Origin of the sequence: Lysinibacillus sp. FSL P2-0066, from assembly GCF_037969495.1 — a bacterium.
Taxonomy (GTDB): domain Bacteria; phylum Bacillota; class Bacilli; order Bacillales_A; family Planococcaceae; genus Lysinibacillus; species Lysinibacillus boronitolerans.
Genome location: NZ_CP150202.1, coordinates 3,285,641 through 3,300,474 on the forward strand (window position 1 = coordinate 3,285,641; position 14,834 = coordinate 3,300,474).

The 14,834-nt window shown below is 37.3% G+C and carries 14 protein-coding genes; 1 reads left to right on the forward strand and 13 read right to left on the reverse strand.

The features are described from left to right. Positions 1-24: 24 nt before the first annotated feature. From MKZ14_RS16365 to MKZ14_RS16400, 8 genes are all read right to left on the reverse strand, one after another. Positions 25-528, reverse strand: a complete 504-nt coding sequence (locus MKZ14_RS16365; RefSeq protein ID WP_016995594.1) for a DUF948 domain-containing protein — start codon at positions 526-528, stop codon at positions 25-27. A 109-nt stretch (positions 529-637) separates the two neighbouring features. Next, positions 638-1,951 carry a UDP-N-acetylmuramate--L-alanine ligase gene (gene murC, locus MKZ14_RS16370; RefSeq protein WP_312123731.1) on the reverse strand — a complete coding sequence of 438 codons (1,314 nt, stop codon included), beginning with the start codon at positions 1,949-1,951 and terminating at the stop codon, positions 638-640. 229 nt (positions 1,952-2,180) lie between these two features. Beyond that, positions 2,181-5,333 (reverse strand): DNA translocase FtsK, encoded by a 3,153-nt coding sequence (locus MKZ14_RS16375; protein ID WP_339280223.1) that lies wholly within the window; start codon positions 5,331-5,333, stop codon positions 2,181-2,183. Positions 5,334-5,595: 262 nt separating this feature from the next. After that, on the reverse strand, positions 5,596-6,210 hold the full coding sequence (ytpR, locus tag MKZ14_RS16380; RefSeq protein ID WP_016991774.1) for a YtpR family tRNA-binding protein: 615 nt from the start codon (positions 6,208-6,210) through the stop codon (positions 5,596-5,598). A gap of 2 nt (positions 6,211-6,212) precedes the next feature. After that, a complete protein-coding gene (locus MKZ14_RS16385; protein ID WP_016991775.1) occupies positions 6,213-7,031 on the reverse strand; it encodes a DUF1444 domain-containing protein in 819 nt (272 codons plus the stop codon). Positions 7,032-7,101: 70 nt separating this feature from the next. Beyond that, entirely contained in the window at positions 7,102-7,620 is a 519-nt protein-coding gene (locus tag MKZ14_RS16390) for a hypothetical protein (RefSeq protein WP_016991776.1), read from the reverse strand. Between the two features lie 94 nt (positions 7,621-7,714). After that, positions 7,715-8,236, reverse strand: a complete 522-nt coding sequence (locus MKZ14_RS16395; RefSeq protein ID WP_339280224.1) for a DUF84 family protein — start codon at positions 8,234-8,236, stop codon at positions 7,715-7,717. Between the two features lie 59 nt (positions 8,237-8,295). Further along, positions 8,296-9,372, reverse strand: coding sequence for a M42 family metallopeptidase (locus MKZ14_RS16400; protein ID WP_339280225.1), 1,077 nt, complete (start codon positions 9,370-9,372; stop codon positions 8,296-8,298). A gap of 165 nt (positions 9,373-9,537) precedes the next feature. On the opposite strand from MKZ14_RS16400, the gene MKZ14_RS16405 reads away from it, so the two are divergent. Next, positions 9,538-9,852 (forward strand): hypothetical protein, encoded by a 315-nt coding sequence (locus MKZ14_RS16405; protein WP_004226089.1) that lies wholly within the window; start codon positions 9,538-9,540, stop codon positions 9,850-9,852. A gap of 52 nt (positions 9,853-9,904) precedes the next feature. On the opposite strand, the gene MKZ14_RS16410 is transcribed toward MKZ14_RS16405, so the two are convergent. The 5 genes from MKZ14_RS16410 to MKZ14_RS16430 form a co-directional block, all read right to left on the reverse strand. Further along, complete coding sequence (locus tag MKZ14_RS16410) at positions 9,905-11,131, reverse strand: hypothetical protein (RefSeq protein WP_016991779.1); 1,227 nt, start codon at positions 11,129-11,131, stop codon at positions 9,905-9,907. Positions 11,132-11,258: 127 nt separating this feature from the next. Next, complete coding sequence (locus tag MKZ14_RS16415; protein ID WP_016991780.1) at positions 11,259-12,122, reverse strand: MBL fold metallo-hydrolase; 864 nt, start codon at positions 12,120-12,122, stop codon at positions 11,259-11,261. Positions 12,123-12,133: 11 nt separating this feature from the next. Then, positions 12,134-12,784, reverse strand: coding sequence for a tRNA (guanosine(46)-N7)-methyltransferase TrmB (gene trmB, locus MKZ14_RS16420; RefSeq protein ID WP_016991781.1), 651 nt, complete (start codon positions 12,782-12,784; stop codon positions 12,134-12,136). A gap of 97 nt (positions 12,785-12,881) precedes the next feature. Then, entirely contained in the window at positions 12,882-13,811 is a 930-nt protein-coding gene (locus MKZ14_RS16425) for a diacylglycerol kinase family protein (protein ID WP_258860321.1), read from the reverse strand. Positions 13,812-13,813: 2 nt separating this feature from the next. Further along, positions 13,814-14,818, reverse strand: a complete 1,005-nt coding sequence (locus tag MKZ14_RS16430; RefSeq protein WP_339280226.1) for a nuclease-related domain-containing protein — start codon at positions 14,816-14,818, stop codon at positions 13,814-13,816. Between the last annotated feature and the right edge of the window lie 16 nt (positions 14,819-14,834).

Below are 14,834 nucleotides of genomic sequence, written 5' to 3' on the forward strand. Positions count from 1 at the left end.
CATGGAATACTCACTGAATAATTATCATTTTTTACGACCCCATTTTCTTTTTGGTGTTTCTTCTACTTGCACAGTTTCAAATGCATAGGCATCTGGTGATACCGATTCCTGCTCGATGATTTTGCGTTTTTTCCATTTATCCGCAATACCCATCGCAACATTACTCCATTGTACAACTTGTGCAATTTTTTCTTCGTTTTGTTCTACGCTTTTAGAAACAGAAGTAGTAATCTGCTGAACAGAATTATTTAAACCATTAACGGAGTCACCAATACCTTTAACAGCTTGAACCACTGAATTTAATTGTTCAGATTTATGTTGAATATCCTCTGCTAAGCTATTTGTTTTTGATAATAAGGACGTTGTTTCGCGTGTAATGCCTTCCATTTGGCCTTCAATCCCAGATAATGTTCCAGCTAAGCTGTTTAGGATGGACTTAAGCGAGAATAATGTCATGCCCACGCTCACACATAAAATTAAAAAACCGATTGCAGCAATAATGGCTGCAATATACAAAATCACTTCCATAAGTTGACCTCCTGCTAGTAAATTGTCTTTACTATTACTTTCCCTATCTTCGACAAAAAAAACGGAATTCCTGCTTAAATTTGAGAAAAAACAGCTTAACCCCTACGGACTAAGCTGTTTCATTGTTTTTAAGCACGTTTTCAAAAGCATCTTGGAACTTGTGAACATCACCAGCGCCCATAAATAAGAATACAGCGCCATTATGTTTTGTTAATATATCAATTCCTTCAGTGGTAATCACTGCACTGCCTTCAATAAGTGACGCTAAATCATGGATAGAAAGCGCGCCTTGCGTTTCTCTCGCAGAGCCAAATATATCACATAAATAGGCTGTATCTGCAAGGCTCAAACTATCCGCAAAATCTTGTAAAAAAGCTTGTGTACGTGTAAATGTATGTGGTTGGAAAATCGCAACTAGCTCACGGTCAGGGAATTTTTGGCGTGCTGATTGAATCGTCGCGCGAATTTCCGTTGGATGGTGTGCATAGTCATCTATTAAAACATTATCCCCTATATCGGTCTCAGTAAAACGTCTTTTTACACCTTTATATGTGTGTAAACGCTCCTGAATAATATCTGGAGAAATGCCTTCATATTCACATAGCGTAATAACCGCCAATGTATTTAAAACAGCATGATCTCCAAATAATGGGATAAAGAAAGTACTATAAAATTCATTACGTACAAAAACATCAAATGTTGTACCCTCAGTTGTTTTTTCAACATTACGTGCTTCAAAATCATTTTCAGCACCAAATCCATAATACACAACTGGTACTTTTGCTTGAATACGCTGAAGCTGTTCATCATCACCACATGCTATAATTGCTTTTTTCACTTGTAATGCTAATGATTGAAATGCAGAATATACGTCCTCTATATTAGCAAAGTAGTCTGGATGATCAAAATCGATGTTCGTCATCACAGCATAATCAGGATTATATGCTAAAAAGTGACGGCGGTATTCACACGCCTCCATCACAAAGAAATCAGCATTTTCATGACCTGCACCAGTACCATCACCAATTAAATAAGATGTTGGTTTATAGCCACCTACCACATGTGCCATTAAACCAGTCGTAGATGTTTTACCATGTGCACCTGTGATGGCAATGGATGTATAGTTGCCAATATATTCACCTAAAAATTTATGGTAACGAATGACTTCTACACCGATTTCTCGAGCACGTACTAATTCAGGATGATCATCAGAAAATGCATTACCTGCGATCACTGTCATACCTTCTTTAATATTATCTGCATTAAATGTAAAAATTGGAATATTACGTTCACGTAACGGTTGCTCCGTGAAGAAATATTTATCGACATCTGAGCCTTGTACTTGTTCACCAGCATCAAATAAGATTTGTGCAAGCGAACTCATGCCAGAACCTTTAATGCCTGTGAAATGAAAAACTGTCATTAATTAAACCCCCCGGGAATTTCAATATCCCATCTATCATCTATTAGGTGTATCGTATTATTTCACGAATGGTTAGGTATTAATACCTTCACAAGTGTTAAAAAATACGTACTATTCAACACATCTTGTCTATTATAGCACTTTTTATGCACAAGGATAGATGTGTAACTTTTCTAAAAAAACTAAATTCGACGTAAATTAGATAATCTAGACGAAAACAATGCAATTCTTATTCAAACATAGTAATTAAATCTTCTTCTGTAATGTAACTTTCACGTGGCTTACTTCCTCTTGCTTCTGAAACAAAACCATGTGATTCTAACATGTCAATTAAACGAGCAGCACGATTATAGCCAATATGATACTTTCGTTGAATCAATGAGGTAGAAGCCCCCCCTTGCTCATAGACAAATCGGCAAACATCTTCAAATAAATCGTCCTGTTCTGCAGAAACCTCTGTTTTCTTTAATAATTCCTCTTGATCGAAAATATAATCAGGTTCACCCTGTTCACGAACATGCTCAATAATCGATTCAATTTCATCATCTGTAACAAAAGTTCCCTGCAAACGCACTGGCGCTGACATACCGTTACCTAAATATAGCATATCCCCTCGACCAAGTAACCTTTCTGCTCCCTGCCCATCTAAAATGGTACGAGAATCAATTTGAGAGGAAACAGCAAAGGCAATACGTGTAGGAATATTTGATTTGATTAACCCTGTAATAACATCCACAGAAGGTCTTTGCGTTGCAACAATTAAATGAATACCACATGCACGTGCCTTTTGAGCAATACGGCAAATGGCCTCCTCTACATCTGCTGGAGACATCATCATTAAATCAGCTAACTCATCAATGACAATTAAAATATAAGGCAACTTTAGGCTATGTTCCTTATTTTTATCCGCTATGGCGTTATACCGTGTAATATCACGTGCACCTGCATGAGCAAAGAGCTGATAGCGACGCTCCATTTCCTCTACTGCCCATTTCAGCGCAGCCGTTGCCGCCTTTACATCTGTAATGACAGGACTAACTAAATGCGGAATATGGTTAAATGGCGCCAGCTCTACCATTTTAGGGTCGATCAGCATGAGTTTTAGCTCGTGTGGTGCAGCTTTATATAATAAACTAACCAAAATAGAATTAATACAAACGGATTTACCTGAACCCGTTGCACCAGCAATTAAACCATGTGGCATTTTACGTAAATCTAACGTAACAGGCTTTCCAGTCAAATCAAGTCCTAGTGCTGCTTCTAATGGTGAATCTGACTCAACGAAGGAGGCACTATTTGTTACCTCAGATAAGCGAACAGCTCGTGATACTCGATTTGGAATCTCAATACCGATCGAGCTTTTCCCAGGAATGGGTGCTTGAATACGAATATCCTTTGCTGCTAAGGCAAGTTTTAGATCATCTGCTAAGTTTCGAATTTTACTAACCTTTGTACCATGGCTCACCGTTATTTCAAATTGAGTAACAGCAGGGCCTTGCATAATCGATTCAATTTGCGCAGAAACTTGGAAATAAGATAGTGCTTCGACTAATGTGTCGCCCTGTTGCTCCATCCAATCCGTATCCTGTGTTTTTTCCTCTGGTGGCTCTAGGTATTCATCCGTAGGCTTTTGATAGACGTGTACAGGCTTTGCTGGTATCTCAGCTTCCACTACTTGTGGTACTACTTGATTCTCAACAGATTCTACTGGAACATACTCTACAATATCTGAAACTACTTCAGGTTCGATAGCTAGTTCTGGTTCTGATACTTGTTCCAGTTCTGAAGCTAGTTCAAGTTCTGGTTCTAACTCGAGTTCTGGTTCTAACTCAAGCTCTGGCTCAATAGTTGCAGAAATTTCAGCAGCAGCTGCTTTTTCGATTTCTATTCGTTCATTTGTTGAGATATCTGGCATTGATGTAACAGGAGCCATTGTAATCACAGCCACAGGCTCTTGAGTACTGCTTTTTGAAGTAACATTTTCTACATCATCAAGTTGCACTGGGAAATCTATTTTCGATTGAACATTCTCTGTGATATGCAAATCATGATCATCTTCTGGTTGTGAGACGTATATTTCATTTGTTGTCATGCTGTCTAAGGACGAAGATTTTTCTACCGTCACATCCACTAGTTTGTTTTTCTCTGTTTCTGGCTCGCTCTCTACACGTAGAGGCTGCTGAGCCATCTTCAATTGCTGTTGGATTCTCCATTTTTCTTTATCTGTTTTTAACATTAGTACATTAAATGGAATTCGACTTTTTTCTTCTCTCGATGCAGTATCAGGAGATTGGTCATCCATTGACGGTTGAACGACAGTAACTTCTCCAATATGGATCGTAGAATTTTCAATTTGAACTTGTTCCACAATCATTTCTTTGACATGGATTTCAGACTGATCTGCTGAAAGCTGTTGAACTGTTTGATCTTGCCCAACAGCTTCCTTCACTTGCTCGTCAAACTCCATAGCAAAAGAAGTCGTTTGAGGTACAGCTACATTTGACGATAAATTTTCCTTATCATCGTTCTCTTCAACCAACACTTCTTCCTCAAAAATAATTGGTTCATTTACTGTCGATAGCTCTTTCGGTTGAATGATTGCATGGTGCTCTGTTACAACCGTTTGGTTTGTGCTAGCCGGCTCTTTTTCTTCTAGTATATTTTCATTGACCTCATTTGTTGTCGCTTCTTTTAAAGGCTTTGCAACAGTTACCTTTTCAACTGCCTGTACATCGGTTTCTTGCTTCTCATATTCTTCTTTTCTTTTATCTAATAATTCTTTGATTGGACTTGGTTTTGCAAAACCATAGACAGGTGAAGGCACATCTGTTGGAACAAATCGTTTGCGATTCTCTGGTACAATATTTTCAACTTTTTGTTCTTTTCGCTGACTCTTTTCTTTTGGTGTAGGTGCAGTCATAGGCTTTAAATTAGCTGTTTCATTTTGTGCATCTCGAAACACTAAGCTTGCTCTTGAACGAAATTCTTGTTCTAAAGGCTGACTTTTCATCATTGTTTTTCGACCTGTACGTTTAGAGCGATTTGCTAGTAAATCCCGAATTCCTGAAACCTCTACATCATAAACACTAGAATCGACAATATGATGATTTAAATGCTTTGGTAACGATAAATCCCGAATTTGTCCATAATCATCATCTTCCATTTGATCAAACATGTCTTTTGAGGACGTGTAGGATGTCTCACCTTCATCATCGTCAATCAAAGGGAAACGGAAAGTCTTTTGCTTAGCGATTGTTGGTTCTTTTTGTGTATGTAATTGCTCCGACTGAACTTCTCCATAATCCTCATAATATTCTTCATACTCATAGTCTTCATCATCTTTATTAATAAATTTACTAATTTGTTTTTTAAACCAGTTCACTTCGTTTCACTCATTTCTCTTACACTTCATTTATAGCATTGTCTAGTTTTAAATTATTCAATAGCTCAATGTCTACACCAAAAAGCATACCATAAAAACGGTCTTGAAACTTGCATTTAGAGGCTCATTCTAAACAAAAAAATCGTTATGCTACTAGCATATTAGTAACATAACGATTTAGGGCATTTAACCTTGATACAAGGAATAATATCATGATAAAACATTTAAATTTTAATAATTTCTTTTTTAAATAGAGGGATTTTTATTTAGTTGGTGCTTCAAAAGCACTACCTACAATAGCATCCTCAGGTAATACTAAAATTCCTTTTTCAGATGGAGCATTGGGAATCGCTAATTCACGTGCTGAACAAAGCATGCCGTAAGACTCAACACCGCGTAAATTTCCTTCTTTAATAAGCATACCTGAAGGCATTACGGCACCAATCTTCGCTACAACTACCTTCTGACCAGCTTCAACATTAGGGGCACCACACACAATTTGTAATATCTCATCTCCAACATTCACTGAACAGATGCTCAATTTGTCAGCATTAGGATGCTTGTCCTTTGTTTCTACATATCCAACCACAAATTTTGGTGAAAAATCAACATCAAGATTAATATTAGCTCCATTTTTTTCGATTGCCACTGCTAGCTGTGCTACTAATTCTGGTGTCACTTCTACTAAGCCTTTTGCATCTGTTTGGATGTAACTACTCGCATTAAATAAATTAAAGGCTTTAATTTCTCCCGTTTGAGCTTCCTTTAAAATAGCAATATCACCAGCACGTTCTACTTCCGTTTTCACAATAGCCTCTGTTGCTAGTTGAACTAGTAAGACATCTCCTACATGCTCTTTGTTGTAAAATACATTCATTGTTATTCTTGCTCCTTTTTCACTCTGTTTTTTGCTAAGATAAAGATCGGTTCTAGTTCCCCATCTTCATAAATAAAAGATAATGACGTAATCGGTACAGTCCCGACTGCAAAGAAATGCATGGTCATCTGTGCTAATACATCATACCCTGTTTCATTACGAATATCACCTATAATTAATACATCTTGATGCGGCACAGATAGTGTCATATCGCCCTCCACTTGTGCCTGCATTTCTTTTAAGAAGCTCTCATTTAAAATCCGACTAGCATCATAGCCATCATTCACATTGACAAAATAAAAAATATTACCTGCTACCTCATCTTTTTTATAGGCGGTTGGTAGTTGTTTCACCGAAAAGCGTGCCATTTCTCGAATTTGTTCTACAGTTAATTGTAAGGCTTCTAGCATGGATTCATCAATAAAGCGATAGGTTTTACCTAAATCGAGCGCATAAAAGACGCGCGTTTCAGCTGTATGCTCAGTTGTAATAAAGGCATGCCCTTCTTTCGATGCCTGTGGATAAGAAGTGGCACGAATTACGGGATAAATATGTGTAGTCGTTTGGAAACCCTGTTCCTTTTCTTGTACCATCGCATTAAAGGTTTGCTCAATTGTATATAAAACTTCTTCAATCGCCGACTCTTGCTTCTCATTATATTTTGCTAAGATCCCAGGTAAAGAAAGCTCCATCCCTTTTCCAATCGTCTTATGATTCAAGCGTAATTTATCGTACTTTTTATCAAAGTGAAATTCATATTTCTCTTCAGTTAATTGCTTTTTTAATAGCTCGACTAGTTGTTCAGACTTCATTTGCTTCATCTTTTTCACATCCTAACTTCAAAATGAAACGGCTCACATGTTTGTGAACCGTTCTGTTCAATCCTTCTATTTACTTCATCTTAACCGAATGAACGATTTTCGTCATCTCACGCAAATTATTTTCAATTTGTTTAGCCTTTGAAATGGTTGACATCTTCACACCACCGCTACTAACAATGAGCTCCATTTCATTTTCTTGGTCCGTTTTTAGAACCGCTGTGAAACCAAAACGACCATCCTTATCAAAAGTCGACTCTTCGATAATTTTGTCCGCCTCATTTTCTTTTAAAAGACTATAATAAAGTTTACTGTCTTGTGCTTCACGATCATTGATAAAAAGAATGTAGCTTTCTTTTCCTTTTGAAATTACAATATTATAAGCATCTGAACTGTCTTCAACTTTAAAGTTTGAAGGTAAGTATAATTTGATATCCCCAATTTCTACTGTATGTTCTTCTGGCTCTTCAGCAAAAACCTTCTCCGTTAATTGCAGCCCATTAGCAATTTGATCATCAATAGATTGATTGCAGCCAGAAAGGACAAGAAGTAAAAGCATTAGGCCAATTGCTCTTAGCCATGAAAATAGCATATCTCTCTTCCTTTCACTACTAACTTTTTTCTATTTTAAAAAAATTATTCATAAGATGCAACCTAACTATCCTCTTACCACTAATTCCATTTAACTATTTTTGTGTAAATGTGAACAAATATTGACCAACTAAAAGCGAGACAATATGCTCAAACATCATCTGTCTACTTACTAAACCTTGCGTAAAAATACCTACAGCACCTGCACCCTGACGAATATCTCGACGCTTTGTATATTGCTCCATAATCGGCCCAAGTTCTCCACCAGTTCGTATTTCCTGGGCAATTTCTTTGGGCAGTATAATTTGTGCGCCAGCAGCTGTAAACGTTGTTCCGTCTGACACTGTTAATGCACCCCAGTTACAAACATACATTTCATCATCAATTTCAGTTACGCCACCTTCTAAGCCAAATGATAATTCTGCATCCGTTAAAATCAATGCGTTTTTAGCACGATTCATTGCTCCTAATCTAGTTTCTTCATTACTGATCGGTTGATCTGATACTTCTGAAGCAGCTTTGACATGAGTAAAGAGAGAATCCTCAAAGTATTTTCGAGCAATTACTTCAACTGCTTCTGTTTTGGCTTTATTAGTTGTGCCAATTGCTATCTTCATCTAATCCCCACTTTCTTTCCATAGAAAAAGATGCCTCTAAAAGGCATCTTCCTTGCTTCTTATACATTAGCGTGAATTGTCTCTAATGTCGAACGATCTGCTTTTTTCACTAATTCTACAATTAATGCTTTTGCAGCAGCATAATCATCAATGTGAATAATTGACGCTGATGTATGAATATAACGTGAGCATACACCAATAACTGCACTTGGAACGCCATCGTTTGCCGTATGCACTCGACCAGCGTCTGTTCCACCTTGGGAGACAAAGTATTGATAAGGGATATGATTTGATTCGGCCGTATCTAAAATAAATTCACGCATACCACGATGTGTAACCATTGTACGATCTAAAATACGAAGTAAAGTGCCTTTGCCGAGCTGTCCAAATTGACTTTTTTCACCTGACATATCATTTGCAGGAGAAGCATCTAGTGCAAAGAATAAATCTGGTTTAATCATGTTTCCTGATACTTGTGCACCGCGTAAGCCAACTTCCTCCATCACATTTGCACCTGAGTATAAATGTGAAGCTAATTTTTCGTGCTGTACTTCTTTCATTAATTCAATCGCTAGGCCACAGCCATAGCGGTTATCCCAAGCTTTAGCCATAATTTTCTTCGGATTTGCCATTGGTGTGAATGGACAAATTGGTATGATGGATTGTCCAGGACGAACACCCATAGACATAGCATCTTCTTTATTATCAGCACCAACATCGATAAGCATATTTTTTATATCCATTGGCTTCGCTCGTTCTGCATCTGTTAATAAATGTGGTGGGATGGATGAAACAACACCAGGAATTGCCCCATTTTTCGTATATACTTCTACTCGCTGTGCAAGCATAACCTGATTCCACCAGCCGCCCAATGTTTGAAAACGGATCATTCCATTATCTGTGATAGAAGTAACCATAAATGCTACCTCATCCATATGACCAGCAACTAATATTTTCGGTGCATCCACAACATCACTGTGCTTAACACCAAAAATACCCCCTAAATTATCTTGAACGATTTCATCCGAGTACTTTTCTAACTCAGAACGCATGAACGCGCGTACTGCGTGTTCATTACCCGGAGCGCCTGGTAATTCTGTTAATGTTTTAAATAATTTTAATGTTTCCTCATTCATGATGACTCTCTCCCCACGAAGTAGAATATTCTTCCTTGCCTATTGTAACACAATTATTTCCGAATTCGAAATATTGATACATTTCCTAAATCTGCTTAATTGTGAACGTGCATTCACTCTATAGGCTATGCTAAAATAAAGGTATAGAAAAAGGAGGAAAAAAGTATGAAATTACGTGATTTTTTAATTGGTGTCGCAACTGGCTTAGCTGCCGCAGTCATTATTAAAGAAGCTAGTGAAAAAGTTTCTCCGTTCGTACCTGCAGGACAAGTACTTGAAAACATAAAAAGAGAATTTAAAAAGGATTCACCGATTGATGGTTCTTGGATTTTTATGAAAACTGAAGATTTCACAAACGGTATTATTACTATCCCAGTATATCGCGGAGGGATTTCGCGTATGCATGAAGGTGAGATGCAGACATTCGAATTTGCTGCCGATGCACGCTCTGGTGTTGTCGTGGAACTAACAGAAGTTTAATTATGTATATACAAGAAAAGCCATCTCATGAATTGGAGATGGCTTTTCTATGTTATTCAGATAAACCTTTATTATTAAAGTACTTTTTATACTTACGATAATAATTTAAATTATTAAGTGTTAGTTTCACCCAACGCTTCGCATTCATATCCTCATTAAAGTAAAGAGAATTTGTATATTTCCCTTCACTAATTAATTTTTTTGCCTCTAGTTTGAGTTTTTCATTCGATGCATATTTGAACAATACACCTTTAGGAATAATCATCCATAAATGCTTGTCCTGCACATATGTGACATCTTGCTCGATATTTAACATATGGTCATCCGCTACATACTTCATTAAGTTATGACCACTTGCCGTTACATAATAGCTAGAACGTCCATTACGTAAATTGATTTCAAAAAGTTTATATTGCTTGTCTCGAATATCAAATTTCATATCAAAATTCGCAAAACCTGTATAGCCGATATCCTCTAGGAAGAAACGTACTTGATCCATTAATTCTTTATCATAGGTTGTCACGATGGCTGCATAACTTCCGATTCCTTCAGGAGAATGTTCTTCTAGAATAGGATTACCGAGACACATCAGCTTCACTTTTCCATCCTTCCCTACATAGGCATTTAACACACGCATATAGGAATCGTCCCCAGGAATAAATTCTTGAATAATCATTGTATCCTGATAAGTCGAGCTATAAATAGCTTTTAATATAGCCGTTTTTTCCGCTTCATCATGAGCAACAAATACTTTTTTCTTCCCAGGGAATTTACAAGCCCAATACTCTACTGAGTTTGAAGCCTTTAAAATAATCGGGTAAGCAAATGGTGGTGTAAAGTTTTCATAGTTATCAGCTGTCACCGTTGTTGTACCTGGATATTTAAAATTATATTGATCACACATTTTATAGAAATTTTCTTTCAATAAAATTTCATCCATCAACGATTCATCGATATACGGTACGGTAAAATGCTCTTGTAACGCTGGCTTATTTTTGATAATCAGCTTAGCATAATCGTCCCCACATGCTAAAAGTAATAGTTTTTTATCAGCATATTTTTTTGCAACTTCTGCAAGGGCAGGTGCAAAAACATCTTGTTCATTTAAACGGTCTATTTCTTGAAATTGTAGGATATGGCTATCTTGTGTTGCTGTTAAATGAGAACGTCCTAAGACAAGTGGTTTAATACCGTATGCTTCATAAAACGCACGTGCCATACCATATGCATTCATATCTGATCCAAGTAAAACGGGTAAAAATGGTTGTTCAGTTGCCATGTTTATTTCAACTCTCTTTTGTATTTTAGTATCGTGTTAAGTGTATCATATTTTCTATCCTGTTCACGAACAAAAACGCGAGGTATTGACATTTTATATGCCAACTACCTCGCCTTTGCTTACTCTATTAAAATGTAATAACAGCTTGTCTACTACGCTCTAGTTTATCCACAATCTCTTTGCCTGACTCATCCCATCGAATCATACGATAATAAGCATCGTGATAGAAAATAAAGCCATAGTTATTTGCAAGGGCTTCTTTCATCAGTCGCTCTTTTGCAAATACACTTGTCATTGGATAATCGTCATAGGCTAATACCCACAATGGATTTTGATGAGCATGAGTCGGCATAATATCTGCCATATGCAATAACACTTCATCATTTTGCGTTAGCTTGATGACAGCATGTCCCTCACTATGACCACCAGTATGAATCATTTCGATTCCAGGTACTACTTCCAATGACCCTTCGTAGGTTTCAACTAAATGCTGAACTGGTTCCCAATTTTCTTTCCAATAAGTATTTTTAGAACGGATATTAGGGTTACGCATTTCATCCCATTCAATTTGTGTTACAAAAATTTTGGCATTTGGGAAAGTTGGTACAAGTACATCCCCTTCCCACTGCGTTAAACCACCAGCATGATCAAAATGTAAATGCGTCATTAATACTGCATCAATATCTGATGTCGTTAATCCTAACTCTTGTAAGCTATCTGCTAACGAAGATTCTTCTGTTACACCAAAGTTTCGAAGCTGCTTTTCATTTAATTTGTTAAAGCCTACACCCGTATCAATGAGGTAGTTTTTGCCCTCATATTGAATAAGGATAGGTTCTGTTGGTAATTCAATTTGATTTTTTTCATTGACTGGATATTTGCGAGACCAAAGTGGCTTTGGTACAACACCAAACATCGCACCACCATCTAGGCACGTAACACCCCCGTTTAGCCATGATAATGACATATTGTGAAACTGTAACTGATCCATCCATACTCCCCCTACAATTTAGTGATAAATTGCGATTCTAAGCGATAAATCGGCTGCCCTTTTGCAGAAAACTTCTCTTCATATTCTGTCATCACATTATCCTCTGGCATATTTGCATGTAGGTCGAGAGATACATACTTTAATAACATCCCATATTCAGACATACTGATTAAAGAATACTCGAACAGACCTCGGTTATCCGTTTTAAAATGGACTTCCCCATTATCCACTAAAATCGACTCATATAATTTCAAAAAATCCCCGTGCGTTAAACGTCTTTTAGCATGTCGTGTTTTTGGCCAAGGATCTGAGAAATTCAGGTATACACGTGATACATCGTTTTTGTCAAAGAATTTATATAAATCTGCGCCATTTACTTTTAGCAAACGTAAATTCGCTGGAGACTTTGCCTCTAACACTTTTTCTAATGCACAAACAATCACACTATCATAAAGTTCAATGCCGATATAATTGATCGTAGGATTTTGCAAAGCCATACCAGTCACAAATTGTCCTTTTCCAGAGCCTACTTCAATATGGATAGGGTTGTCATTGCCGAAAACAGCCTGCCAATTTCCTTTAAAGTCTTCAGGATTTGGAATAATCACCTCTGGGTGATCTGTAATCATTTCCTCTGCCCAAGGCTTATTTCTTAATCTCAATGTTGTTCCTCATTTCTTTCCTGTGAAATTATTGATTTTTTAATAGTATAACGTATTCCCTTATAATTCGCATGAAATTATTGCACAATGATATTTTTTATGAATCCTTGACAATAACCTGCCAAGCATTTTGTTGTATTGTACAGTGAATATTTGTCCCTTGATTGACAATGCCAATATAATTACCATCCGCATGACAGTCAACCTTATTTGCTACGATAAGATCAAAGTCCTGCCCCTGTAAAAAAGTAACTTCTTTAAATTTTGTATGCTTTTCAAAAAAGACAGTGACAAATACAAGTAATAATTTGATACGTGAAATACCATGTACAATCGTTATATCAACTTTACCATCATCCGCTTTTGCGGCAGGTGATATTTTCATGCCTCCTCCAAAATAAGGTTGATTACTCATCGCCACAAACCATGTCTGCTGAAATTGCCATTCATGTTCCCCTGAACGTATCATTACATCAAAGCGTTCAAAGCGAAATAATCCTCTAATTACAGCGACAGCATACGAAAGTTTCCCTAGCCCAATCTTATTGAGATAAAACTTAAGACGAGAAGTGTTAATTGATTTTGTCACATATGCATCGAAGCCTATGCCAGCATTATTAACAAATATTTCTGTTCGTTGATTACCAATCTGAACGATCCCTGCATCCATTCTCGCATTAGCCAAGGTAGTTTTTACATAATCCTCGATTTGCTGGGCATTGGAAAAGGTGTGAAAATAACGTGCAAAATCATTACCAGAGCCAGCCCGAACGACACCAATTAGGATGTATTCATTATGTACAACACCATTAACCACTTCATGAATGGTGCCATCTCCACCAACAACGACTAGTAACTTTTTATCCTGCTGCTGTTGTGCCCATTGTTGTGCGATTTCCTGTCCATGTCCTGCATATTCAGTAAAAGCCACTTGATAAGGAATCGTGAGTTGCTGTTGAAGTTGCAGCCAAACCTTTTTCCCTTTTCCATTTCCTGCGGCCTCATTGACAATAAATAGAGTGTTCATAATCAGTCCTCTGTTGGCTGTGGAGCTTGCTGCCAAATATCTCGGTTAAAGGAGGTCGTTTGGACTGTATTTAAAATGGTCTGTGCAGCTCGGATTTGCATATGCTTCATAGGGGAGGAAACTTTTCTTAAATGCTCTATCCATTCATGGTAATTTCGACGATCAACAAAGCGAACCCCAAATGGTGAACCAGGATAATCAAAATACCCATTACGAGATAGCACAACCTTACGGATGGGCATATCAATATCCTCCTGTTTAAATAATTGTGACAGTACAGATTCCATCCGCCCTAAGTTAATTGTTGGATTCAAAACTTTAGAATCCTTCGTCCCTACTTTTTTAATCCAGAAGCGATCACTGCCACCTACATATACAGCTTGATTTTCAGCCTCTAAGACCGTAATACAAATACACTCTGTCGGCGACATTAACACTACATCTAGCTCTATAGGGGCTTTTCTAATTTGTAGTATCGGATAATAAAACAATAGATAATTATCTGGCAATGTTTGCAATAACATACGGAGCAATGAGTCACGCATGAAGCGAGGATCTACATATGATTTTTCCCGTAATGTTGAACTGGCCCATTTCATTTGAAAATGAAAGAACTGATCAATAAACATTCGTTTCAACTCATGGATGGATTGTGGTGCATACACAATTTTAGGTTCAAATGTGAGCGTCGTTTCTTCTTCAGGAATTATATCCTCATCGCTGACAAGCTCATTTGATATTTCTACTTCTTCAACATCCTCTGTTGTTTCCTTTTGCCGTCCAGCAAACCATTTTTTTATGAAGGTAAAACGTTCTTTTTCCTCGTAAGCCTCCGCTTCCACCTCATTGTCGACATGTTGCCACTCGCTAATATCTTCTCCCAACTCCCACTGTCGCTTAATGCGCTCCCATTGGTTTTTCTTCAAGCGCACAAATTGTGTTGGGTATCTCGCTAAATCAATTTGATAGCGTGAAATGTAATCTTGTAATTTCACCAATTGTGCCATGTAAAGGTCACTCCAT